General features: G+C 43.8%; 34 protein-coding genes and 1 pseudogene. 32 read left to right on the top strand and 3 right to left on the bottom strand.

From position 1 onward, the window contains the following. Window positions 1-88: 88 nt before the first annotated feature. The 6 genes and pseudogenes from PWYN_RS03090 to PWYN_RS03065 all read left to right on the top strand — a co-directional run. Entirely contained in the window at window positions 89-1186 is a 1098-nt protein-coding gene (locus tag PWYN_RS03090) for an HD-GYP domain-containing protein (protein WP_036648419.1), read from the top strand. Between the two features lie 260 nt (window positions 1187-1446). After that, entirely contained in the window at window positions 1447-2583 is a 1137-nt protein-coding gene (gene yfkAB, locus PWYN_RS03085; RefSeq protein ID WP_036648417.1) for a radical SAM/CxCxxxxC motif protein YfkAB, read from the top strand. Between the two features lie 48 nt (window positions 2584-2631). After that, entirely contained in the window at window positions 2632-3960 is a 1329-nt protein-coding gene (locus PWYN_RS03080) for a hemolysin family protein (protein WP_052087969.1), read from the top strand. 581 nt (window positions 3961-4541) lie between these two features. Beyond that, entirely contained in the window at window positions 4542-4757 is a 216-nt protein-coding gene (locus PWYN_RS03075) for a spore coat associated protein CotJA (protein ID WP_036648410.1), read from the top strand. Between the two features lie 2 nt (window positions 4758-4759). After that, window positions 4760-5026, top strand: a complete 267-nt coding sequence (locus tag PWYN_RS03070; protein ID WP_036648408.1) for a spore coat protein CotJB — start codon at window positions 4760-4762, stop codon at window positions 5024-5026. A gap of 56 nt (window positions 5027-5082) precedes the next feature. Next, window positions 5083-5454: pseudogene (locus PWYN_RS03065) on the top strand (manganese catalase family protein); the annotation flags it as partial. Window positions 5455-5478: 24 nt separating this feature from the next. Here PWYN_RS03065 and PWYN_RS03060 read toward each other — a convergent pair. Beyond that, a complete protein-coding gene (locus PWYN_RS03060; protein ID WP_036648407.1) occupies window positions 5479-6915 on the bottom strand; it encodes a recombinase family protein in 1437 nt (478 codons plus the stop codon). A 22-nt stretch (window positions 6916-6937) separates the two neighbouring features. Next, window positions 6938-7567 carry a LexA family protein gene (locus PWYN_RS03055; protein ID WP_052087717.1) on the bottom strand — a complete coding sequence of 210 codons (630 nt, stop codon included), beginning with the start codon at window positions 7565-7567 and terminating at the stop codon, window positions 6938-6940. 170 nt (window positions 7568-7737) lie between these two features. Between PWYN_RS03055 and PWYN_RS03050 the strand changes: the two genes are divergently transcribed. The 25 genes from PWYN_RS03050 to PWYN_RS02935 all read left to right on the top strand — a co-directional run bounded on the left by PWYN_RS03050 (window position 7738) and on the right by PWYN_RS02935 (window position 18758). Further along, window positions 7738-8025, top strand: a complete 288-nt coding sequence (locus PWYN_RS03050; RefSeq protein WP_036648404.1) for a helix-turn-helix domain-containing protein — start codon at window positions 7738-7740, stop codon at window positions 8023-8025. Further along, complete coding sequence (locus PWYN_RS29025) at window positions 8022-8186, top strand: hypothetical protein (RefSeq protein WP_157261073.1); 165 nt, start codon at window positions 8022-8024, stop codon at window positions 8184-8186. The genes PWYN_RS03050 and PWYN_RS29025 overlap by 4 nt, the downstream gene beginning before the upstream one ends. Window positions 8187-8251: 65 nt before the next feature. After that, complete coding sequence (locus PWYN_RS03045) at window positions 8252-8452, top strand: hypothetical protein (protein ID WP_036648397.1); 201 nt, start codon at window positions 8252-8254, stop codon at window positions 8450-8452. After that, the gene (locus PWYN_RS03040) at window positions 8449-9195 is read left to right on the top strand and encodes a phage antirepressor KilAC domain-containing protein (protein ID WP_036648395.1); all 747 of its coding nucleotides are present in this window, start codon (window positions 8449-8451) and stop codon (window positions 9193-9195) included. Before PWYN_RS03045 ends, PWYN_RS03040 begins: the two co-directional genes overlap by 4 nt. After that, window positions 9192-9455, top strand: coding sequence for a hypothetical protein (locus tag PWYN_RS03035; protein WP_036648393.1), 264 nt, complete (start codon window positions 9192-9194; stop codon window positions 9453-9455). Before PWYN_RS03040 ends, PWYN_RS03035 begins: the two co-directional genes overlap by 4 nt. After that, the gene (locus PWYN_RS03030; RefSeq protein ID WP_036648391.1) at window positions 9439-9792 is read left to right on the top strand and encodes a hypothetical protein; all 354 of its coding nucleotides are present in this window, start codon (window positions 9439-9441) and stop codon (window positions 9790-9792) included. The genes PWYN_RS03035 and PWYN_RS03030 overlap by 17 nt, the downstream gene beginning before the upstream one ends. Further along, the gene (locus PWYN_RS03025; protein WP_036648389.1) at window positions 9782-10174 is read left to right on the top strand and encodes a hypothetical protein; all 393 of its coding nucleotides are present in this window, start codon (window positions 9782-9784) and stop codon (window positions 10172-10174) included. The genes PWYN_RS03030 and PWYN_RS03025 overlap by 11 nt, the downstream gene beginning before the upstream one ends. Further along, window positions 10174-10500, top strand: coding sequence for a hypothetical protein (locus PWYN_RS03020; protein WP_036648386.1), 327 nt, complete (start codon window positions 10174-10176; stop codon window positions 10498-10500). The genes PWYN_RS03025 and PWYN_RS03020 overlap by 1 nt, the downstream gene beginning before the upstream one ends. Before the next feature lie 105 nt (window positions 10501-10605). Then, entirely contained in the window at window positions 10606-11565 is a 960-nt protein-coding gene (locus PWYN_RS03015) for a hypothetical protein (RefSeq protein ID WP_052087716.1), read from the top strand. Further along, window positions 11562-11879: a hypothetical protein gene (locus tag PWYN_RS03010; RefSeq protein ID WP_036648384.1), complete on the top strand. Its 318-nt coding sequence runs from the start codon at window positions 11562-11564 to the stop codon at window positions 11877-11879. The genes PWYN_RS03015 and PWYN_RS03010 overlap by 4 nt, the downstream gene beginning before the upstream one ends. Next, on the top strand, window positions 11876-12406 hold the full coding sequence (locus PWYN_RS03005) for a Holliday junction resolvase RecU (RefSeq protein WP_036648382.1): 531 nt from the start codon (window positions 11876-11878) through the stop codon (window positions 12404-12406). Before PWYN_RS03010 ends, PWYN_RS03005 begins: the two co-directional genes overlap by 4 nt. 95 nt (window positions 12407-12501) lie before the next feature. Further along, window positions 12502-12894 (top strand): hypothetical protein, encoded by a 393-nt coding sequence (locus PWYN_RS03000; RefSeq protein WP_036648379.1) that lies wholly within the window; start codon window positions 12502-12504, stop codon window positions 12892-12894. A 23-nt stretch (window positions 12895-12917) separates the two neighbouring features. Further along, entirely contained in the window at window positions 12918-13625 is a 708-nt protein-coding gene (locus tag PWYN_RS02995; RefSeq protein ID WP_036648377.1) for a hypothetical protein, read from the top strand. A gap of 54 nt (window positions 13626-13679) precedes the next feature. Beyond that, window positions 13680-14027, top strand: coding sequence for a hypothetical protein (locus PWYN_RS02990; RefSeq protein ID WP_036648375.1), 348 nt, complete (start codon window positions 13680-13682; stop codon window positions 14025-14027). Then, window positions 14024-14290, top strand: a complete 267-nt coding sequence (locus tag PWYN_RS02985) for a hypothetical protein (RefSeq protein ID WP_036648372.1) — start codon at window positions 14024-14026, stop codon at window positions 14288-14290. The genes PWYN_RS02990 and PWYN_RS02985 overlap by 4 nt, the downstream gene beginning before the upstream one ends. A 4-nt stretch (window positions 14291-14294) precedes the next feature. Further along, window positions 14295-14960 (top strand): HNH endonuclease, encoded by a 666-nt coding sequence (locus PWYN_RS02980; protein WP_052087715.1) that lies wholly within the window; start codon window positions 14295-14297, stop codon window positions 14958-14960. A 32-nt stretch (window positions 14961-14992) separates the two neighbouring features. After that, complete coding sequence (locus PWYN_RS02975) at window positions 14993-15187, top strand: zinc-finger domain-containing protein (RefSeq protein ID WP_036648369.1); 195 nt, start codon at window positions 14993-14995, stop codon at window positions 15185-15187. A gap of 14 nt (window positions 15188-15201) precedes the next feature. Continuing rightward, window positions 15202-15468 carry an EthD domain-containing protein gene (locus PWYN_RS02970; RefSeq protein WP_036648366.1) on the top strand — a complete coding sequence of 89 codons (267 nt, stop codon included), beginning with the start codon at window positions 15202-15204 and terminating at the stop codon, window positions 15466-15468. A gap of 3 nt (window positions 15469-15471) precedes the next feature. After that, the gene (locus tag PWYN_RS02965) at window positions 15472-16263 is read left to right on the top strand and encodes an RNA polymerase sigma factor sigma-70 region 4 domain-containing protein (RefSeq protein ID WP_036648363.1); all 792 of its coding nucleotides are present in this window, start codon (window positions 15472-15474) and stop codon (window positions 16261-16263) included. Further along, window positions 16260-16577 carry a hypothetical protein gene (locus PWYN_RS02960; RefSeq protein WP_036648361.1) on the top strand — a complete coding sequence of 106 codons (318 nt, stop codon included), beginning with the start codon at window positions 16260-16262 and terminating at the stop codon, window positions 16575-16577. Before PWYN_RS02965 ends, PWYN_RS02960 begins: the two co-directional genes overlap by 4 nt. A gap of 33 nt (window positions 16578-16610) precedes the next feature. Further along, window positions 16611-16823 (top strand): hypothetical protein, encoded by a 213-nt coding sequence (locus PWYN_RS02955; RefSeq protein WP_036648358.1) that lies wholly within the window; start codon window positions 16611-16613, stop codon window positions 16821-16823. A 27-nt stretch (window positions 16824-16850) separates the two neighbouring features. Beyond that, window positions 16851-17165 carry a hypothetical protein gene (locus PWYN_RS02950; RefSeq protein ID WP_036648356.1) on the top strand — a complete coding sequence of 105 codons (315 nt, stop codon included), beginning with the start codon at window positions 16851-16853 and terminating at the stop codon, window positions 17163-17165. Continuing rightward, on the top strand, window positions 17162-17548 hold the full coding sequence (locus tag PWYN_RS02945; RefSeq protein ID WP_036648353.1) for a hypothetical protein: 387 nt from the start codon (window positions 17162-17164) through the stop codon (window positions 17546-17548). The genes PWYN_RS02950 and PWYN_RS02945 overlap by 4 nt, the downstream gene beginning before the upstream one ends. Then, window positions 17545-18099, top strand: coding sequence for a hypothetical protein (locus PWYN_RS02940; protein WP_036648350.1), 555 nt, complete (start codon window positions 17545-17547; stop codon window positions 18097-18099). The genes PWYN_RS02945 and PWYN_RS02940 overlap by 4 nt, the downstream gene beginning before the upstream one ends. Continuing rightward, the gene (locus PWYN_RS02935) at window positions 18099-18758 is read left to right on the top strand and encodes a hypothetical protein (RefSeq protein WP_036648347.1); all 660 of its coding nucleotides are present in this window, start codon (window positions 18099-18101) and stop codon (window positions 18756-18758) included. The genes PWYN_RS02940 and PWYN_RS02935 overlap by 1 nt, the downstream gene beginning before the upstream one ends. Window positions 18759-19374: 616 nt before the next feature. Here PWYN_RS02935 and PWYN_RS02925 read toward each other — a convergent pair. Then, entirely contained in the window at window positions 19375-19770 is a 396-nt protein-coding gene (locus PWYN_RS02925) for a hypothetical protein (RefSeq protein WP_240479667.1), read from the bottom strand. Window positions 19771-20424: 654 nt separating this feature from the next. Here PWYN_RS02925 and PWYN_RS02920 point away from each other — a divergent pair. Further along, window positions 20425-20718, top strand: coding sequence for a hypothetical protein (locus PWYN_RS02920; RefSeq protein ID WP_205622729.1), 294 nt, complete (start codon window positions 20425-20427; stop codon window positions 20716-20718). The last annotated feature ends 70 nt before the right edge of the window (window positions 20719-20788 follow it).

Here is a 20788-nt window from a genome sequence, read left to right as displayed (position 1 = left end):
TTTTAGAAGTAACGGTATAAGTACAATGCACACAAAAGGTTTCCATTCAGATAAGATAATTTACCGTTAAAGGCAGGAGTGAGCTAAGGTGCGTTTAGTATCCGTGAATCAGCTTCAGGCTGGTATGAGGCTAGGTAAAAAAATTTATAATGATGAAGGACTGATTTTGCTGGCGGAAGGAGCCGAACTTACGACTCCAATCATCAATCGGCTTGCCAAGATGGACATCGGTTATATATATATTGAGGATGCTCTAACAGATGACGTGATTATCTCGGGGATGCTGCAGGATGAAACCCGCAATCAGGCTCTTAAGGTGATCAGGAACCAATTTCAAGATATGACAGGTGCATCAACGATTACAAAGGGCTTTTACCATCTGGACAAAAAATTCTCTAAAATTATGGACTACATTCTAGATGATATGTCTTCACAGGTAGATCCAATGATCATGCTTCTTGATATGCATACGGCTGACAATTACTTATACGTTCACTCCCTAAACGTGTGTCTTTATACTTTGGTACTTGGTATTGCTCATGGTTACAGCAAGAACGATCTGAAAGTGATTGGCCTGGGTTCTCTACTGCATGATATCGGAAAAACTCAAATCCCGGTTAAAATCGTCCAGAAGCCTGGCATGCTGAGCGATGAAGAATTCCGCCATATGCAGGCTCATACTGAGATTGGCTACCGGATATTAAAAGAAGAGCCTAACATTCCATTATTGGCTGCACATTGCGCACTACAGCATCATGAACGGATTGATGGATCCGGGTATCCCCGCGGTCTGACAGGACCACAAATTCATGAATACGCCAAATGGTTGGGTGTAGCCGACTCCTATGATGCTATGACCTCTAACCGGATCTACAAAAAAGCGATGCTGCCGCACCAAGCAGTGGAAGCACTTTATGTCGGTTCGGGTACGCTATACGAGCAGAAGCAGCTGGAGTTGTTCCGTGATCGTGTAGCGATTTACCCACTCGGTCTTACGGTTAAGCTGAGCACCGGGGAAAGTGGAGTTGTGGTAAAGATTGATCCCAGTACTCCCCATAGACCTATTGTGCGTGTGCTGACAGGTGCCGAAGGAGAAACTGTAACTCCTTTTGAGTATGATCTCAGCAAAGCGCTCTCTGTAGTGATTTCAGATGTTGCAGATCAGGGTGAGCCCATACAACAATAGGATGATCATCTTAACGGATCTCCATTCTTAATGCAGCGAGGAGACGAGTGAGCGGAACCCGGACTATGCCGGAATCCCTGACCGTTCCCGCTGCATTCTGTTTTATTGCTGAATAAATGGCTGTTGGGACAAGGGATTAAGAGCCTTTATGCAGTTTTTTTGATCTTCGTGGTATGATATAGGGTAAAAGAATGTTGATCTGGATTTATTTTAGGTTAATAAAGGAAATAAGCGTATAAGCTTTTGAAGGAGTTTTGTTAATGAATGGATATAGACCCTCATCATTATCATTGAAGGAACTGTCGCCAAGCTATGATCCGTGGGATCCGATTACCTCTCTGCGAAGTCATGGACGGCATGTACTAACCAGTGTGGAGATGACGGTTACGAATTTATGCAATATGCGGTGTGAGCATTGTGCTGTAGGGGATAGTCTAACTCTTAGAGAAGGAGAAATGCTGCCGCTGAAGCAAATGCTGTCCCGATTGGATGAAGTAGAACATTTGCAGACCATTAGCATAACTGGCGGAGAGCCGATGTTTCGGGCCGATACTGTAGATAATATAATAGTACCTTTGCTGAAATATGCCAAGGAGCGTGGAGTACGTTCACAGATTAATTCGAATCTTACCATGCCCTTAGGCCGTTACGAGAAGCTGCTGCCTTATCTGGACGTTATGCATATATCCTTTAACTATGTAAATGGCGATGACTTTCACGAGGTAGGCTTTGCAAACAGCGGTCATGCCGTGTCCAAACAAGCCGCTTATCGACTATATGAGACGATGATTGAGAATTCCCGCCGCCTAAGTGAAGATGGAATGCTTATCTCCGCGGAATCAATGATCAACTATCGGACACATACTAAGCTGCCGGAGATTCATAAGCTGATCCGGGATATGGGAGCTAAAAGGCATGAAGTGCATCCGATGTATGCTACCAGCTTTGCTTCCGCACTGCCGGTTCTGTCCCTGAGGGAAATGGCGGATGCTATCCGCTCACTTTTGGATACACGTGATCCAGAGCTTTGGATGTTATTTGGGACTTTGCCCTTCTTCGCTTGCAGTGTTCTGGAGGAAGATCAAGATCTTCTGCGCAGATTACGCTCGGAGAAAAATGTTACACTTCGGAACGATCCGGATGGACGAAACCGTGTTAACGTAAATATGTTTACCGGAGATGTCTTTGTTACTGACTTCGCCGATATTGCGGCTTTTGGCAACATCGCAAACCGCAAGCTGGACGATATATTTGCAGAGTGGCAGTCACAGCACCCGTTGAATCAGAAGGTAAATTGTCACTGTGACGCAGCTGGCTGCTGCGGGCCTAATCTTCTGGTAGCGGATATGTATTATCCAAATGTTGATTTTAAAACAAGAAAAGCGATTACTCTGTAGAAATGGGGCGTTATTATAGTGCATACGGAATTCGAAGTAGGGAGATTGATGCTTAATCTTTTGCTGGTTCTGGTGCTCGTTTTATTAAACGGTGTATTCGTAGCTGCTGAATTCTCACTTGTTAAAGTCAGGCAGTCACGTTTGACACAGCTGGTTAGTGAAGGCAATAAAATGGCAGGGTACGCGCTCAAGGTTAATAGGAGGCTGGATTCTTACTTGTCCGCCACTCAGTTTGGGATTACCTTAGCTTCACTTGGATTAGGTTGGGTAGGTGAACCGGCAATCTCGGAGCTGCTCGTAGAGCCGCTAATGTTCAAAATGGGGATTACGGATCATACCTTAATTGCTACGGTATCGGTTATTATCGGTTTCTCGATTATTACTTTCTTACATATTGTACTGGGTGAGTTGGCACCGAAGTCCTTGGCTATTCAGAGAACAGAAGGTTCTGCTTTGCTATTGTCTGCACCTCTAATGTTCTTTTATAATCTGTTCTTGCCTGTGATCTGGGTGCTTAACGCATCTGCTAATGCTCTGCTGCGGCTAGTAGGTGTGGAGCCTGCCAACGAAGCTGAGGCTGCTCACTCCGAAGAGGAGATTCGCATTTTGATGAACCAATCCGCGAAAAGCGGAGTCCTTGATAAGGACGAGATGAAGCTGATGGATAATATTTTTGAATTCTCCGATTTGCTGGCTCGTGAAGTCATGCTTCCGCGAACAGATATGGATGTTCTGTACAGTAATTTATCGCTGGAAGACAACATGCGTATCATTACTGAAACTAAGCATTCCCGGTACCCGGTTGCTTTTGAAGATAAGGATCGGATTATCGGTTTTATCCATATTACTGACCTTTTATTTGCCCCGCCGGAGCAGCAAAATGATCTAACTTCTCTGGTTCGTCCGATTTTGAATGTGCCGGAATCCATGGAAATTAGTCATGTATTAAAGCTGATGCAAAAAAATAAGTCCCAACTTACACTCGTTGTGGATGAATATGGCGGAACAGCAGGATTACTGACAGCCGAGGAGATTCTCGAAGAGATTGTCGGTGATTTGCATGATGAGTTCGAGGATGAACGGCCTAGCGTAGAGCGGAATGGAGACCATATCTCTGTTGAAGGTCGAATGCTCATTGAAGATGTAAATGAACTGACCGGTGTAATCATCGAAGATGAAGAAGTCGATTCCATCGGCGGCTGGCTGTTCAAGGAACTGGAGGGCAATCCATCAAAAGGCAAACGCGTGATGATTGACGGTGTCATTTTTGAAGTGGAGGAATCTACCCGGCTGCGGATAACCAGAATTAATATTCACCGTGAGCGTCCTGCTCAGGAAGAGGATGACACAGCGGATACAGATGAGGCAAACGAGTAGACTGTAATGTAAATGAAAATTTAATTGTACGAATAATACCTTACCCAATGAGTGTTTTTGCTCGTGGGGTAAGGTTTTTTTGTGCTCTAATCCCTTATATTCCTGGAGGTTAGCAGCCTTGTGGAGTAATAATGGGTGTTCCTCTGGCTGGAAGGTGTGCTGGGAGCTGGATATTGTATAAAGTGCAGGAATAGGTGAGTAATTCGTGTACTGGGAGCTGAAATGTTGTAGAAAGTGCAGGAATCGATGGGTAAGGGGTGTGTTGGAGGCTGAAATCTTGTATAAAGTGCAGGAATTGGTGGGAATCGGGTGTGTTGGGAGCTGGAATGTTGTATAAAGTGCAGGAATAGGTGAGTAATTCGTGTACTGGGAGCTGGAATGTTGTATAAAGTGCAGGAATAGGTGGGAGGAGGGTGTTTCGCAACAGGTAGGTGGTGCGAAACGGTTGGCTATGTGCCAGCTGGATTTTTTTTACGGTATCCGTCTTATTCCTTCGAATCCCGTCATAAATTAGTTACGAAGGTAAGCGCTCAAAATAGCTGTCACGTGTGCAGTGAAATGAGTAAAGGAGGATGTTAACTTTGGATTCTCAGGAACGAGTGTACACACCGTATAGGGGGCCGTTTGATCCCTGTCCGCCAAAACCGTTCAAGACGTATGTCGTGCCGCCCAATCAGTATATTGGCTATCAGCCGCCGGATCTGCCGCAGTTTAGTTTACCCGAGGCCTTAAAAGCGGGTACACTTTGGCCGGCACTTTTCAGTCCATATGAATCCAAGTGCAGAGGAGGGAACTAGGTATGGAGGCAAATCCTTGCGAGCCCCGCTACTATGAAATGCTGGAGCAATTACAAATTGTCGATTTTGCATTGGTAGAGCTGAACCTATACCTTAATACTCATCCCGGGGATTTAAGGAGTATTCAGCAGTTTAATCAACTAACCCAGGAACGTACACGTATGGCTAAGCAATTTCAGGAGCTATACGGACCGCTTCAGAATTTTGGCCGTGCTTATTCAAAATGCCCATGGGAATGGAGCCAAAGTCCTTGGCCTTGGCAGGTCTAACACATTAAAGATGTTGATGAGTTACTAGCAAGTTACTAAGGAGGGGAAGCTTCCGCATGTGGATATATGAGAAGAAGCTGCAATACCCGGTTCGGGTTAGTAAATGCGATGTCCGGATGGCCCGTTATTTGACGGAGCAGTATGGAGGTGCAGACGGTGAGCTCGCAGCAGCGCTGCGCTATATGAACCAAAGGTATACTATTCCTGACAAGGTTATTGGTGTGTTAAATGATATTTCCACCGAAGAATTTGCTCACCTCGAGATGATTGCTACTATGATTTACAAGCTGACGAAGGACGCCACCTTAGAGCAGCTAGAGGCCGCCGGTCTCGGTCCGAACTATGCTCAGCGTGATCATGCCTTGTTCTACCAGAATTCAGCGGGGGTTCCATGGACGGCAGCTTATATTCAGGCCAAGGGAGATCCTTTTGTATAGTGAGACACAACTTATTTATATTCGCCAAGTGATTGAATATTCTCCGTCCTTATAATCAATTTGATCAATAAGTTGTCTTATTAAAAACTTTGAGCGTTTCCGATCAATCCCATCAATCTCACCTATTAAATCTTTAGCCCGCTGGTGTATTACATTAGCATCCGTATATTTATTTTCCAAATTCATGAGATCTTTTAAAAGTCGCTCTTTTTCGTTTTCAACTCTCGTCCGTGCTTTTTTAAGATCCTCTGCAGAAATAAGTTCATTCTCGTATGCTTCAATTTGACGCTGCATTTTTTTATCTACTTTTGCTAGAGCATTTTTTAATTCTATTTTTTCAGCTTCTTTGCTTCTTGAGTTAGTAATCACAACAACTTCTTTATTTGATTTAGATGCCAGTTGGCGTATTTCATTAATCACTGAACTTTCTAGATCGTTACGATGAACCGCATGGTATTTACATCCTCCTTTACGGACGTAGGATGAACAAATATAACGAAAATACTCGTACTCTCCGTATTTATTTTTACTACGATTAGTTTGTCCACCCATTGTATTGTTACAATGAGAGCAATACACTAGTCCTGTCAAAAGATAAGTTTCGCTCTCAGCATGTTTTCTGGCCGGCTTCCTAGAGTTCATTATCTCTTGAGCTTCTTCAAATATTGATGGCTCGATTATAGCAGGATGATTATTTTCAACAACAACCCATTCAGACTCGTCACGGATTTTAATTTTTCCATCTATATTCTCTCTCATATTGAAAATACGTGTACCGCACAGAGTTCTATTATTTATCAAGCGCTTGACATTAATTTGATCCCAGGACTTACCTCTTTTTGTAACGATTCCTTTGTCATTTAATGAAATTGATATAGAACGATGACCGTATCCCTGTAATATTAAATCAAAAATATACTTAACACTTTCAGCTTCATTTTGATTTATTGCATAATGTCCATCAATAATGTCATAACCAAAACAAGGTATTGCCAATGCCTTGTGAGTGTTTTTAGCAAGTGAAATCATATTATCCTTCACACGTTCACGAATACGCTCACGTTCGAATTCTGCGAAGGCACCGAGGACATGCATAGTCATACGCCCTACCGCTGTTGATGTATCAAATCCCTCGGAGACGGAAACATATGCGCAGTTATATGTTTGAAAGTGACTGACTGTCTGTAATAAGTCTAGTAAATTCCGGCAAAGTCTATCCAATTTTGTATTAAGAACAACATCGAACTTCTGTTGGCTAACTTCCTTAACCAAGCGATCTACAGCTGGTCTTTTTAAGTTCTTTGCACTATAACCGTCGTCAATAAAAAAGGTGGGTGATTCCCAATTCATAGCTCTACAATATGCAGTCATGCGTTCTTGCTGCTCAAATAGTGAATTTCCTTGTTCCGCTTGTTCATCTGTACTTACTCTGACATAACCAGCAACTCGCACTTACTCACATCTCCTTCTATCCTTAAAATTTTTGATCGAAAGGGGCCATATACCATACCATGCGCCCAAGAATTCTTAATTGTTTAGAGTCATCAGAGGTAAATGAGTTTGCTTTATGCTCTGGGTTATAACTATCTGGCTCAAGAACTATTGTATTTTGTAGTTTATAGAATCTTTTCAAAGTTGCCTCATCTCCATTTATGGAAACTACAGCAATTTCACCATTCGTCACTTCCAGACACGGCACAATGAGAGCGTAGGCGCCTGTTGGAATTACTTTGTTCATACTATCGCCCTTAATTCTCAAAAGAAAAGCACCAGGGTAACGCTGACTTATATATTCTGGGATTTCTAAGTATTCCTCGGCTTTAATCATTTCTAATGGTGCTCCAGCTGCTATAGATCCGAACAAAGGAATCGAATTATTAACGGGCTTTTTGGAAGTGTTTTCTCCGAATATCAAATCATCAGTTGTTACCCCAAGCACATCAGCAATCATTTCCACTTTGCCCATACGTGGACTTATTTTTCCAATTTCCCAATGTCCGACAGTTACGTCTGAAACACCAACGCGTCTAGCCAATTCGGATTTCGAAATCCCCATGCGCTCGCGATGTATTCTTAAGTTCTCAGAAAAATTTATATCCGCCATATATGCAACCTCTTCTTATAATTATTTTTAAATCAATTTTATCACTCGAAATCTATGATGTCCACAAAAAATCTAGTTTAAACTTAGAATTATCGAATTTTGTAAAATAATTATTGACTCCTAGTTTTAAACTAGAATATACTGGGGGTGCAAAGGAGGAGGTGAGCCAAATGGCGAGACGAACAATGCGAGAATGGCGAGCTTATCTTAACTTAAGCAAGCAAGATGTGGGCAGGTCTCTAGGTATACATCCCAGCACTTATGCAAAATGGGAGCGTAATCCTGAAGAAATAAAGGTTTGTGATATAGAACGAATTGCAGATGCTTTCAAGTGTGACCCTAAGGAAATCATTTTTTTTGAAGGTAATCCAAGTTTAAAACTAGGTTTTTTTAATTCAAATCATGGTAAAGATGGACAATCCGTTGAGCATAAATTAGAAGCGGAGGTGTCTGTATGAACCAAAAAATTGAATTGATATGTATTGGTCATTTCGTCAAGGAGAATGGCGTTGTTCGGTCTATGGATCAGAATGATAACGAGCAATTGCATGATAGGTGTAAATTGGCAATCGCAGAAATGATAAGCGGCCAAAAATGTGGATTCACACAGGCGAGTTGAGATGTTATACAGCCCTTTCAAGGGGCTTGTATAAATGGACAAGCTTTCAGGAGGTAGGGCAAGCAGTGGATGAAGATCAGCAACTACAAATAGTTATGCTAAACAATCTTAACCGTGGCTGCACCACTGAACAAACTCAAGAATTCATAGACCGCTGCCGGCGATATCATCTGAACAATCCCAAAATACTCCAAGTAATAGATGATCAGGAAGTAAGGCATATAAATTCAATGTATTTGGAGTTACCGGAAGGAGTGGAGGCATGAAACAACTACAAGTGTTCAACTTCTCAGGAAATGAAGTTCGTGTTGTGATTCACGATGGACAATCCTGGTGGATAGCCAAAGATGTCTGCTTGGCTATTGATGTCGATCAGACACAAACAAGGAGACTAGATGAGGACGAAAAGGGGTTGCGTTTAATACAGACCCTTGGTGGTGAGCAGGAATTACTTGCTGTGAACGAAGCAGGACTTTATTCCTTAATCCTCGGTAGCCGCAAGCCAGAGGCAAAACCATTCAAACGATGGATCACTCACGAGGTGCTGCCAGCGATTCGGAAAAATGGGATGTATGCTACGGATGATCTTTTGGACAATCCAGACCTGCTAATTCAGGCAGCCACAAAACTCAAAGAAGAACGGGCAGCTCGCCGGGCTCTGGAAGAAAAGATTGAGGAGGATCGACCTAAAGTAGTATTCGCTGAAGCTTTGGAAGTCTCGAGAGACTCAGTGCTCATAGCAGACCTTGCGAAGCTTCTGAAACAGAACGGAATTAACATTGGGGAAATAAGGTTGTTCAAGGAACTGAGGGATCAAGGTTATCTTATCAAAACCGGATCCGAATACAACATGCCCACTCAGCGATCCATGGAGCTCAAAATTATGGAAATCAAAATCGGGCAGCGTGGAAGTGCCAGTGAAGGTATGAAGGTAACCAGAACACCTAAGATTACCGGTAAGGGCATCAGCTATTTTATCAATAAATTCAAGGGAGGGTTTACACAATGAAATTATCAATCAACTTAATTCGAAACATTATGGCGTTATTTTTAACCTGGAGGGATCGTGCGAAAGAAGAAGGAGAAGCGAAATCCGCAGAGTGGGCGGACAAGCAATACCGGGCCTATCGTGATTTGTACCTTCAAGCACTAGAAAACGAAAAACGGCCAACCGGGGTAGGAGCCGGCAGACCGTCATTAACATTCAAAATTATTATTAAGACCAGATTAACATCGTATGAGGATAAACGCAATGTCAAATGTAGCTAACAGCGACACAACGCCGTCATTAGCCGAGCAACTACTTGCTGAAAATGATCTAGAAATCGCTAAATGTAAGAAGTTTTTAGAAGAAAGTTTCTTTGTCACTTTTGATATATCGCTGTTTGCGTCAACCCCAAAGATTAAGCGAGTTCGTGCGGTTGAGCGCCTATTGAAGCGGATAGAGCCCGTGGGTATGACTCTACCTTGGAATACACACTGCACCGGATGTGGAGGACTTCTTGAGGTCGGTCGCAAGGTAATTAAAGTAAAGGGTGGCATTTGTTGTGACAGGGCTTGTCACGGGCTGTTGCTCGTAAAGCAGTGTGAAGACCATGGACGTTGAACAGTACATTCGGGAAATTAAGAAATTTAGAACTCAAGCAGATGCTTACAGTGATAATGCTCCAGGAGCGATCATGGAGAAGATACGGCTGCTAACGGCGGCTCATATGTTAATGGGCCGTGTATCTGCTGTGAGAGACGGTGAATATGCTCGGATATATGCTGCCCGTAAGAACGCCTATGCAAAGGCACGTAAGGAAGCACCACGAGGAGAAAAGGAAACAGCTGGCGATCTGGCAATTGAGAATTTACGTATGCTAGAGGCTGACGCTCTCGAAGAAAAAATGATGTGGAAGAACGAATTTTCCTCATTACGTGAGTACATCTATGAACTAAGGCTGCGGGTACGGGTAGATATGAACACATTAGGAGGCGGAGATTGATGACGGCAACCGTCCATAAAGAGCAACAGGCAAACCTTAAGAAGGAAATCCGTGAAATCTACTTCCGGAAAGAATTGATTCCGGCTGGCGATACAAAGGAGCACATCAGGCTCGAGCGAAGACTTTATACCCTCCGGCAGGATCTGGAAAGATTGAAGTCGCCTAAAGTAGCAACTAAGGGCGAGGCAGCTGGACACGCAAATGGAATTACACATTGCCACAATTGCGGGAAGAAGTTAGGAGAAACTGCTTATCGATGGGGAGCTGCTAGGTATTGCGGTCAGAAATGTGCCTTTTGGGTGGAGTTAGGTGTCCCTTATGCCTAGTTTCGGTCTTCACCTCCGTTCCAAAACTTAAGCATAAGGGAAGTCATGGGCAGAAAACTATCAAAAGACACTCTATGAAAATGCACAAAATAAGTAGGTGAAAGCATGAGAGGCGCTTTTCAGACGAGTCGAGAAATCTTTGAAAATCCAATATGGCAGGACATTCCTAAGTTTCGAATCTTCTTTTACATCGTTGGGAATGCAGTGTTTGCGGAGGAAGGGATTACGATTTCTGGCGTGCATGTGAAACGCGGTCAATACCTCCGAGCATACCGCAATCTCTCAAAGGATTTGGAATATGTTGAGAATCGTTCAATCAAAAGATACTCAATCTCAGTTATTTCGAGAAAAGTTGAACAACTTGTTAAGGAAGAACGATTGAAAATTGAAGACTCCGAACTTGGAACGCTGTTCACAGTTGTCAATTATGCTATGTATCAAGGCTTTGAACACTATAAAAAGGGAACTTGGAACAGCGTTGGAACGGAGTTGGAACGCACTGAGAACGGGGATGGAACGGAGTTGGAACAGGGATGGAACAATAATAAGAAAGATAACAAAGATATAAATGTTAAGAAAGAAAGGATAAAAGATTCTTCCACTCGAAAAAACGCTAAGCGCGTTTATTCCGAGGATGACAGGGTATACAAGCTGGCTAAAAGGTTTCATGAACTTGCTTATGAGAATGCCGTGGATCTAGGAACCAGCCACTTAATCAAGAATGCTAATTTTCAAAAGTGGTCTGATACTTTCAGACTCATTCTTGAACGGGACAAAATCCCTGAGTCAGAGTTGGGCGAAGTTATCAAATATGCTCTGGCCGAACAATTTTACCGAACAATTATTCTTAGTCCTGCCAATCTACGAGAGCATTATCCAAAAATACTTACACATATGCGAGTTCAGCAAAAAATTCGTCGAACTGGTGGTGCACCAAGCGGTAAACCGCATCTACCCGTAGTGGAACCAGGTGGGGGCACGGAAAGCTCTCCGGAAGAGTTGGCAGCTGCGATGGAGTATGCAAAAAAAATTAAAGAAGCAAAGAATCAAGGAGGGACACGATGAACTTTTTGAACTGGAGAACGGACAAGCAATTGCTGGAGATTATAAATAATGAATCTTTGGACTATGACATTCGGATTAAGGCACAAGAGGAACGCATGCGTCGACGGTGGCCATCTTGTAAGATTCCTGGATGCAAGACATTTGCTCAGCATACTTGGGCTACAATTCCGGTGTGTCAGCACTGCAAGGAAACACTGACTACGGAGCAACTAGACTATTACGCTGAGAAGCTGCTGCCCGAGGATCGAACACTTATCTATTCCATTGCTCCTTATATGCCTTGGCGTCATCAAGATTTGGTGGTGAACCCATGAAAACAGTGGTATACGGAAATCGCGGGTCTGGCTTTGAAGCAGTGATAAATTATATAAATCAAATTTACGAAAACCGAAAACTGGCAGTCATTAATAAACGTTCTACTCCTGTAAAAGTCACCAGAAGCAAAGGTACCAAGGTACTCGCAGGATTTTATGAAGCAAAATCCACTGTAGACTATGACGGTATATATCGAGGTCGTGCGATATTCTTCGAGGCCAAATCAACGCAGGAGCTTGATAGATTTGATTTAAAGAGAGTTGAGGATCACCAGTACGAGCATCTAGAAAAGTGCCACGCAGTAGGAGCTGTATGTTTTGTCCTTGTGGAGTTTCGCAGACAGCGTAAAACGTATCTGTTACCATTCGCCACGCTGCGAGCGTACAAAGGAGAGGCTACTCGGGGTGGGCGAAAGAGCATGACTATTGATAACTTTGAGGTGGATGCCTACGAAGTTATGCAGGGCCGGGTGCAGTTGGATTACTTGGCAACGGTCGATAAAATTTGGTTCACGGAAACAGCGTAGGTACCCATACATGACAGGGGACCGGGCACCTCCGCAGGTATAGAACGATCTGGTGTACCCATTAATACAAAATACGGAAATTGGAGTGATTAAGTATGAATATTGATTTCTCAACTCTGGCAGATGGAGCAGTTGCTGAGGTCGTTGAACTCGAGTTACAACGCATCCTCGAGAACATTGCAGATCTGAACACAGATCCAAAGAAAATCCGACAGCTCAAACTTACCTTGAAATTTAAAGCAAATGATAAACGGGATATCGTAGAAGTTGATATTTCCACAGCCAAGATCACCGCACCTATAAAGAGTGTCGGAACCACTTTCGTCATGGGTCGTGATGGTGGAGGAAAAGTGGCCGCAAAAGAGTTGAAGTCTGGAACTAAAGGGCAAACCTACATTGCCAACGATGGATCCGTGAGAGATGACACTGGTAACCCTGTCACTGAGCTCGAAGTCAAGAAAGATAGTAACGTAGTAGGTTTTAGATAATCAAATCATAGGAGGAATTATTCATGTTAAAAGAAGCATTTCAGTATATTGTTGGGCTCGGAAACAAGGAAATTAAAGAAGTAGGAACTCAAAAGTTTTCCACGGGCGCTTTCCAATTGATCCAAGAAGCAACACCAAGCCCGCTTAAGGTTAGAAATTTATCGGGCATCGTTGATTACATCAAAAACGACTATGATGGACAGCCACCAGTGATGATTCACATTGAAAGTCCTACAGAAGTTAAGGTTATGAGCTCATTCAATCGAGATATGAACCGGAACATACTTGTTCAAGCCGAAGCGCTCCTGCCAACAATTCCTTTTAAGCAATTTATCAACGTTGAGGAATTCAATATTCTCCTTCAGTCCTGCTTTGTTCCAAATGATGATCGAGCAACAATGCTGCGGATTGTAGGGAACATAAAAGAAGAGCAAGTGAGAAGCACTGGAGACGATGGGATATCCCAGGCGGTAACAACATCTGGCGGTGTCAAGATTGTTTCAGAGGAGAAAGTACCGAATCCAGTTTCACTTAAACCATTCAGAACATTCGTCGAAGTGCCGCAACCTATTTGTGACTTTGTGTTCCGGCTGCAGGATGGGCCTCGAGCTGCACTGATTGAAGCGGATGGTGGCGCTTGGAAGCTACAGGCAATGGCAAACATTAAAGATTTTTTACTAGTTGCGCTTGAAAAGGAAGTTAAATCAGACCGGGTTGTCATTATCGCATAACAAACCATATCGGGGCGGCTTCGGCTGCCCCATCTTATAAGGAGCTGAATCCAATTGCCCGATCACCGCGGATGGCTCACGAAAAATGAAATGATGGATACAGGAGCCGCTTGTTTTATACCAGACGCTATTGGAGCGTTTACGGGTAAATGGTACGGTTCTCCACCAGATAAAGGTATCTTACTTACACGAAAGCGTTGCAAGGATCTGGGCTGCCCAGTAGATGATGAACAAGCCACCGCCTATATGTACATTGCCCAAACTAAAACAGATTACAGATACGCCCCTTTTTATCATAGGAGCTTGGATGTACTGGACATTAAAAAAATCACTTATCTCGAACAACGAGTGTTACAAAAAGAAATTGATGCTATGGAAGCTAGAAAGGACGGGTCAATATGAACGAAGAGCAGCGCCGCCGCGCATTTCAAAAGATTAAGTCATTCAGTAACAAGAAGTTCTGGGCTTGGATGAACTTTATTCACTCCAGGGCTTATGCCAAAGCTGAACAGCATTTTACAGAAGCTATGTCGATTGTCCTGCAACCAAAACAAGCAGCTGCTGTACTTGCTAAAGCCAAAGAAATTCGAGAGCAATGGGACGGCATGGAAACGATCACCATGGATGATACGGAAGCGGCTGAGCTCCAATCGGTCGGAGTATAGTTCGGTGACTCACCAAACTTTTTGGAAACCGGAAAAGCAAGAAAAGCCGAAAAAGACAAGCAGCCTGGGACAGCACAAAAAGGAAAAGAAAGTAGTTTCGGAGTGGAAACGTGATTTATTCGCCGGTCATACTCCCGGAAAAAGTAGTGCTGATCGAGCAGAATTCCCTCGCAAGATAGTTGCCGAGTTAATTGCTGAAGCTGGCGAAGTATGCCAGCACTGCAGATCAGCACCGGACACCACCACACACCATGTCTGGCCTCGAGGCCGGAAGGGACGCGGTGTAAAAACAAACGGTCTAAGATTATGCGGATTGTGTCACGACTTAATCCAAACGACTGATGAGCTGCTGCAATACTGGATTGGAGTCTTCCGGGATCGATACGGCGAATACTTTTGGTATGACGAATTGGACTGGGAAGAACACAACCGTAAAATGGCGGCACAGGAGCAGTCAGAGAGAGAACTGGAGGTCCGCAGGCAGCAGATTGAACCTGTGGCTGACTTAATCACTACCGCAGCGGGGCGACCGTTAAGAGTAAAAGAATTGCAGTTGTTGCAATCACTAGAACCCAAGGCACTCCAAGTATTTACCGGAATGATTACTGACTCCTTAAACGGATATGCATCCCAGGGAACTTATCGGGCCCTTGATCGATTTGAGGATTAATAAATGCATATAACAACGGAGGTATGACGTTTATGAATCGGGTTCAGGCAGTTTATGAAATAGGAGACATCATTGAATTGAATTGTATAGGCTGCCTGAAACGGATCGAACTAAGCCGAGCCCACAACAATAATTACTCTTACATCGATGGACATTGCAATAAAGTCTGCCCAGTAGGAAAGCAACTGCAGGAGTTAGGGAAGAAACTTGTACGTGATAGTACGTGAAAGGATGGGAACTCATGACCGAAGAGCAGCGCCGCAGAGCGTTTCAAAAAATTAAATCATTCACGAATCAGAAGTTTTGGGCTTGGATGAACATGATCCACTCCCGGGCGTACGCCAAAGCCCAGCAGCACTATGAAGAGGCTATGAGCATCGTTCTCCAGCCGAAGCAAGCAGCAGCTGTCAAAGCCAAGGCTCAGGAAATACGGGAACAGTGGGACGGAATGGCAACAATCACAATGGATGACACCGAGGCAGCAGAATTAAAACAGGTGGGGGTGTAATCATTGGGTTGCGCCAAAAACTGGACAAAAGAAGAGATTGATTACCTCCAGGATAAATGGGGATCGATCAGTTTGAAATCAATCTCTGCAAACTTGGGTCGGAGCATCGATGCGGTAAAACTGAAAGCTGGCAGATTAGGGCTCGGAGACTCGCGGATGAACTTTGACGGAATCACAGTCAATCAATTAGCCCTTGCTCTTGATAAATCATATGGGCAAATCGTTAATTATTGGGTACCGGATTACGGGTTGCCGGTCAAAAGGAAACTCTTTGCAAATACTGCAAGGGTCCTGGTCATTGGATATGAAGAATTCTGGAAATGGGCTGAGCAGCATAAAGAACTCCTTAACCTTGCCAAGATGGATCCTAACACCTTGGGAGCAGAGCCGGACTGGGCAAAGGTGAAACGGAAAGCAGACAAAATGAGATCTCAGAAAACCTTTCAGGCTGTTAACTGGACTCCGGAAGAAGATCAGAGGTTAGTGCAGGTCCTCGGGACAAAAGGAATGACATATCCAGAGGTCGCCAGGCTCTTTGATCGATCGGAAGCATCGGTTAAGCGGCGACTGCATGACCTTGGCGTGAAAGTCCGACCTGAACGAATGGAAAACCATATCAAGTACACATTCGAAGAGGTACAAACTTTGCTCCGAATGGCTCAGGAAGGATATAGCTATGAAACGATCGGTCAAACAATCGGTAAGAGTGGACTAGGAGTTCGCGGGAAGCTCGAGAGAATGGGATTTGACTTTAAGCATCGCCGTTTGAAAGAGAGATCAGGTGTAACTTCATGAGCTGTTTCTTTTATGGTGATTCACCGCATGCAGTACGCGCTACCAAACAACAAATGCTCCTGCATGCAGAGGAGATCAAGAAAACTATAGCAGCTAAGAAACAAGATATTGAGTTGGTTGCGATAAACCAATTGTATAAGAATAGCTGTGTGTGTCTAGTAAATGGAAGTCTACAACGCTACTTAATTGATACTCAGGATGGATATATTCGGCGCGATGGTGAGTTTAGGGGTTACGGTGGAGACGCATGGGAGCAAGCACCGAATCTAGTTAAGCTCACTGATCTAGAGATAGGACAAATGGAGTTATTTTAATCGGGCATAGCCCCATAAGGAGAGATAAACGATATGGCAAAACAACCAAAGTTGAAGAAGTCCGGATTGAAGCCGGGTGATCAGGTAATCATGCACAGCTGCTATGAGGCCCGTAAAGAAGAAAACAAGGATAAGGTATGGGCGGTTAGATCGGAGCCGTGGGATCTTTGCGGGTCGGAGGTTGTGCTGCTGGAAGGTAAATCAGGCGGGTTCGCAACTGAATTTTTGAAGAAGGTTGAGGGTTAACCACCTACCCATAAAGGAGACGCTAGTATGAGACCGATTGAAGCAATTAAAGACGCGGGATCAATTGTTCTGCAGAAATTTCACGAGATAACAGAACGCCGTTGCGAGAAGTGTCCGGCATTTTGGGAGAATGTCGATTACTGGGGCGAATATGATGCGGGTTGCACGCTGAACAGGGACCACCTGGAATTTTGTCCATTATCCTTACTGCCCAGAGCGGTTATGAAACCAATTGTACTTCATAAGGAAAAGGTCGATGCACTGTATTGGGAAAAGCTTTATGAAGCAGATCGGGCGAAATGGGAAAAAGGAGAAAATAGCGGGGAGGATACACCAGTATGAGCGACCAAAAAGGACTCTATAACAAATACCAAATTATTAATCGGGAGACTGGGCAAGAGGCCGATGGTAATTACTTTGTGCTTAAGCCTACTGCTGATCCTGCGGCACGAGCAGCGCTGATGGCCTATGCAGAGTCAATCGATAATCAGCAACTAGCTATGGACATAACAGTTTGGATTTCCAGCTTGCCGGAATTGAGTGTCTTTGACTGGTGCGACAATCAAACCCTGGAGTTGAGCCATCCACACACGTTTGACATGGCAATCGGAGGGCGGATGTGCCGGCATTGCTGGAATCATGACCGAGAGGTTTACAAAGGATCGTACGGCGAGGATATTGGTGAGTTCAACCCTATTCAGGGAGAGGCGGCGAAAGCGGAATGATTGATGAAAAATGCAAGCCATGCACCAAATGCGGATTCGATGATTCATATATAACGGATTATCACGAAGATGGTACGGAATACGATTTTTGCGGGAACTGTGGAACCCCTGTATCAGAAAAGATTAAATTTTATTTCGCTATTGAACAGTTAGACGAATTGAGTCGTGTATATCGGACAATGCCCACAGATGGCGAAGGATATCCCATTGAACCGGAGTACGAAGGAATGATAGCGCGTGGAAACATTGTAAAGCTAGTATCTGATGTTAAAACTGCTAGGGATGCTCTAACAGAGGCACAGCAAGAGGTCAAAGAATGGCAAGAAGAAGCTAAACAATGGCGGGACGAATTTGTAGATAAGAACAACGCTTTGGGAGAGGCACAGCAGACCATAGCCCGGCAACAGAAGATTTTGAAGTTTTACGCTGCTGAAGAAAACAATAGCTGGTGGGTGGGTGGACTGGATGAAGTTGTCCAATCAGAAGTGATGAAGGATGAAGGTAGACGCGCCCGGGCTGAGTTGGAAGGAAATAAGGAAGGGGAGATATAATGCGCAAACACAAAAGACGGAATCAGAAGAAATGGTTCAGGATCGTTGCTCAAAATGTCCATCAAGGAAAAGCAGTATCACGTTTCCACGCTCAAAGGTTAGTCGAAAGCGTCCAATTGTTCGCAGATAATCAATATCACAATGTCTTCCGACCTTGGTGGTATGAGCAAATGGACAGCAATTCAAAACTTGACTTAGTAACCGAACACAGTCGGCACTTCAAGGAAGTCGAGCGAAAACTCATTGAAATGACGGGAATTGCTGCGGATGACTTCAACAAAATTGCCGCATCTCTAAAGAAAGCCACACCAAGAAGAACGAGAAAAAGTAAAGAGAAGCCACGTCCGCCAGTTCGGAAGCTGAAAAAACCAGAGGAATTTAAAATACGGATGATGAACGGAGATTTCCAGCCAGTAACCGGTGAGAAAGTGTTCACTATCGGTGAGCACGACTTTTTTATCCATATTACGGAAGGAAAACACTTCGATTTCTGGACCGTGTCAGATGTTGCTACCGGAACCAAAGTGTACAGCCATGAACGGTATAACGAGGCTGCAAGGAAGGCCAAAGAGATCATCACAAAGCATTACGACTCTTATGTGAGTCAAGTATCGAAGCTTAGGAGGCCCATTCATGACACAGTTACAGACAATGAGTGACCAGCAACTTAACCGGGCGCTAGCAGAGTTGATGGGGTAAACAGTCTATCATTACGACAAAGACGTTCCAGAGCGCTGTTATTACATGCTGGTAGATCCTGTTGGCGACTACAGCGTGATAGAGCGACCTACAGAGACAATAGCTTGGCTTGACGCACCTTGGTTTACAGGTGACCCTGTCGCCTCTCTAGAGGTACAGATAAAGGCAATAGAGGTAGACGCAAGGAAGTTTGCTTTATGTCTGTACGTGTTCGGGTCAAAACCAAAACGGGAGTAAATATAAACCTAGCGATATTGCAAATTGGCCTCATCTCAGTATAAACATTGTTGCCGATCTGCTTACTGCCACCCCAGAGAGAGGGCAGAGGCTGCTTATATGGTACTAAGCCAAGTAAATGAGTAGTGGACGCAAACTGTGCATGAGGGATAAACGAAGATGACAGATCTACTGATAGAAAAAAAGATACAAGCGATACGCAAAAAATCACAGATCGAAGAGATTACGCAGCGGTTGATTTCGATTATATAAAGAAGTTAAGGAGGCTGACATAGCCCCTTAACTGGAAACCAACCAAGAGTTAATCGGAGTAAGCAACAGCATTAAAACTCTCAATACCTATCCGAGTCGCATCTGCAGTGCAAAAAGATACAAGGTATAGACCAATTCGTTCGATGCTGGCAAAGGAACATTGTAATCAGAAGCTTCTATAGTTACGACCTGTACAGCGTTTGGATTTGCCTCGTTGACACTTACCGAGTAAAGAGCATAAGCGACAGGAAAAACTTCTGCGCCTCTCACAACGGAAAATGCAATGACTGAGTCAAATGGTGGAGTTTCCGGAAATGCCAACTCTGCAATTCCGGAAAATTGCACTCGTATATTTCCACCTGCACCAGTTACATTGAGGCCAACCTGCCCGATTGGTGCAGGGGTATTGGCAGGAAAAGGGATCGAGATTGTATTACCATAGCTTGCATTTTGTGATGTTCGGGCATCAAGAAACTGTGACATAAAGCATACCTCCAATTGTTTTTGAGATATGCTATGCGATTACTCAAACAGGTTCGTCCGCAGAGTGGTATTTATTTGAGATTATAGAGGGCTGCCATAGCCCCAAGGAAGGGAACAGAAATGAAGCAAACTACTATAAGTGCATCGTCGAGATTTGGGAGAGATTCGGCCATTCACAGAAAACCCTGAATATTAGGTCATTGATACGAGATTTCTAAAGAAGTCAATCAACACTATTTAGGGATAACTTTTTCAGCGTATTCATTCTTTCTTTACAAGATTGATTATTTTCAAATGATTAAGTAGTGCACAGTACGAAAGATGGCGAAGGAAGGTGTAAGCGTGAAACGCTCTGAAATGTTGTCTCCAGACGAACAAGAAGAATATATCTTGATCGATAATACTTGCACGAATTATGAAGCCTGTTTGGTTGGAAAGTTGGGACTGCATTGAAACGAATTTCAGTATGGTACGGATCAAATGGATGCGGTAGGAATCTGAAACAAGCCTATTTGCGCCTGCGGCTTCAAACCATTATCTTAACGGTCAAATTGCATGGAGCGACCATGTCAAGGAAGTAACTGGACAGTTCGAAATGGATTTTTAGTTTCGCAGTCCGAAGAAACACCAATACCAATTTATTAAGGAGTGTTGATGATGGAAGAATTAAAGGTTGCCGAAGAAAAAGGACTTAAAGATGTACATGTATTTCAAATTTGTGAGTGTGATGCAGTAGCAGCTTATTCGCTAGAAGAAGCTATTAATTGGTACAAGGAAATCACTGGTTTATCTGAATCGGAATTGTATGAACACGAAGATATAGAGATCATTTCTCTAGACTATAAGGTTCGCAACAGTGAAGAAGATGATGAACGGATTTCTGTCCGAGAAATCTTAGATACTTATTGGAACGGCAAACCATTTATTGTTTGCTCGACAGGGAATTAACGCGGATTTCCAATCTATTAAGGGGTGAGAGGATATGAGTAACACGGCATACCTTATCTGATGAGGCGGG

This window comes from Paenibacillus wynnii, from assembly GCF_000757885.1.
In the GTDB taxonomy this organism is placed as follows: Bacteria; Bacillota; Bacilli; order Paenibacillales; family Paenibacillaceae; genus Paenibacillus_AQ; species Paenibacillus_AQ wynnii.
The sequence above is the reverse complement of the archived record's forward strand: the minus strand, read 5'-3'. Positions and strand labels throughout refer to the sequence as shown.

What these genes read in the sequence shown, in the direction of transcription:
- PWYN_RS02950 (WP_036648356.1), top strand. Translation starts at nt 16,851, where the DNA reads ATGAGACCGATTGAAGCAATTAAAGACGCGGGATCAATTGTTCTGCAG.
- PWYN_RS02940 (WP_036648350.1), top strand. Translation starts at nt 17,545, where the DNA reads ATGATTGATGAAAAATGCAAGCCATGCACCAAATGCGGATTCGATGAT.
- yfkAB (WP_036648417.1), top strand. Translation starts at nt 1,447, where the DNA reads ATGAATGGATATAGACCCTCATCATTATCATTGAAGGAACTGTCGCCA.
- PWYN_RS03070 (WP_036648408.1), top strand. Translation starts at nt 4,760, where the DNA reads ATGGAGGCAAATCCTTGCGAGCCCCGCTACTATGAAATGCTGGAGCAA.
- PWYN_RS02955 (WP_036648358.1), top strand. Translation starts at nt 16,611, where the DNA reads ATGGCAAAACAACCAAAGTTGAAGAAGTCCGGATTGAAGCCGGGTGAT.
- PWYN_RS02925 (WP_240479667.1), bottom strand. Translation starts at nt 19,770, where the DNA reads ATGTCACAGTTTCTTGATGCCCGAACATCACAAAATGCAAGCTATGGT.
- PWYN_RS03020 (WP_036648386.1), top strand. Translation starts at nt 10,174, where the DNA reads ATGACGGCAACCGTCCATAAAGAGCAACAGGCAAACCTTAAGAAGGAA.
- PWYN_RS03030 (WP_036648391.1), top strand. Translation starts at nt 9,439, where the DNA reads ATGTCAAATGTAGCTAACAGCGACACAACGCCGTCATTAGCCGAGCAA.
- PWYN_RS03025 (WP_036648389.1), top strand. Translation starts at nt 9,782, where the DNA reads ATGGACGTTGAACAGTACATTCGGGAAATTAAGAAATTTAGAACTCAA.
- PWYN_RS02935 (WP_036648347.1), top strand. Translation starts at nt 18,099, where the DNA reads ATGCGCAAACACAAAAGACGGAATCAGAAGAAATGGTTCAGGATCGTT.
- PWYN_RS03005 (WP_036648382.1), top strand. Translation starts at nt 11,876, where the DNA reads ATGAAAACAGTGGTATACGGAAATCGCGGGTCTGGCTTTGAAGCAGTG.
- PWYN_RS03040 (WP_036648395.1), top strand. Translation starts at nt 8,449, where the DNA reads ATGAAACAACTACAAGTGTTCAACTTCTCAGGAAATGAAGTTCGTGTT.
- PWYN_RS03055 (WP_052087717.1), bottom strand. Translation starts at nt 7,567, where the DNA reads ATGGCGGATATAAATTTTTCTGAGAACTTAAGAATACATCGCGAGCGC.
- PWYN_RS03010 (WP_036648384.1), top strand. Translation starts at nt 11,562, where the DNA reads ATGAACTTTTTGAACTGGAGAACGGACAAGCAATTGCTGGAGATTATA.
- PWYN_RS03050 (WP_036648404.1), top strand. Translation starts at nt 7,738, where the DNA reads ATGGCGAGACGAACAATGCGAGAATGGCGAGCTTATCTTAACTTAAGC.
- PWYN_RS02945 (WP_036648353.1), top strand. Translation starts at nt 17,162, where the DNA reads ATGAGCGACCAAAAAGGACTCTATAACAAATACCAAATTATTAATCGG.
- PWYN_RS02985 (WP_036648372.1), top strand. Translation starts at nt 14,024, where the DNA reads ATGAACGAAGAGCAGCGCCGCCGCGCATTTCAAAAGATTAAGTCATTC.
- PWYN_RS03080 (WP_052087969.1), top strand. Translation starts at nt 2,632, where the DNA reads ATGCTTAATCTTTTGCTGGTTCTGGTGCTCGTTTTATTAAACGGTGTA.
- PWYN_RS02995 (WP_036648377.1), top strand. Translation starts at nt 12,918, where the DNA reads ATGTTAAAAGAAGCATTTCAGTATATTGTTGGGCTCGGAAACAAGGAA.
- PWYN_RS02975 (WP_036648369.1), top strand. Translation starts at nt 14,993, where the DNA reads ATGAATCGGGTTCAGGCAGTTTATGAAATAGGAGACATCATTGAATTG.
- PWYN_RS03000 (WP_036648379.1), top strand. Translation starts at nt 12,502, where the DNA reads ATGAATATTGATTTCTCAACTCTGGCAGATGGAGCAGTTGCTGAGGTC.
- PWYN_RS02920 (WP_205622729.1), top strand. Translation starts at nt 20,425, where the DNA reads ATGATGGAAGAATTAAAGGTTGCCGAAGAAAAAGGACTTAAAGATGTA.
- PWYN_RS03015 (WP_052087716.1), top strand. Translation starts at nt 10,606, where the DNA reads ATGAGAGGCGCTTTTCAGACGAGTCGAGAAATCTTTGAAAATCCAATA.
- PWYN_RS02970 (WP_036648366.1), top strand. Translation starts at nt 15,202, where the DNA reads ATGACCGAAGAGCAGCGCCGCAGAGCGTTTCAAAAAATTAAATCATTC.
- PWYN_RS02960 (WP_036648361.1), top strand. Translation starts at nt 16,260, where the DNA reads ATGAGCTGTTTCTTTTATGGTGATTCACCGCATGCAGTACGCGCTACC.
- PWYN_RS29025 (WP_157261073.1), top strand. Translation starts at nt 8,022, where the DNA reads ATGAACCAAAAAATTGAATTGATATGTATTGGTCATTTCGTCAAGGAG.
- PWYN_RS03035 (WP_036648393.1), top strand. Translation starts at nt 9,192, where the DNA reads ATGAAATTATCAATCAACTTAATTCGAAACATTATGGCGTTATTTTTA.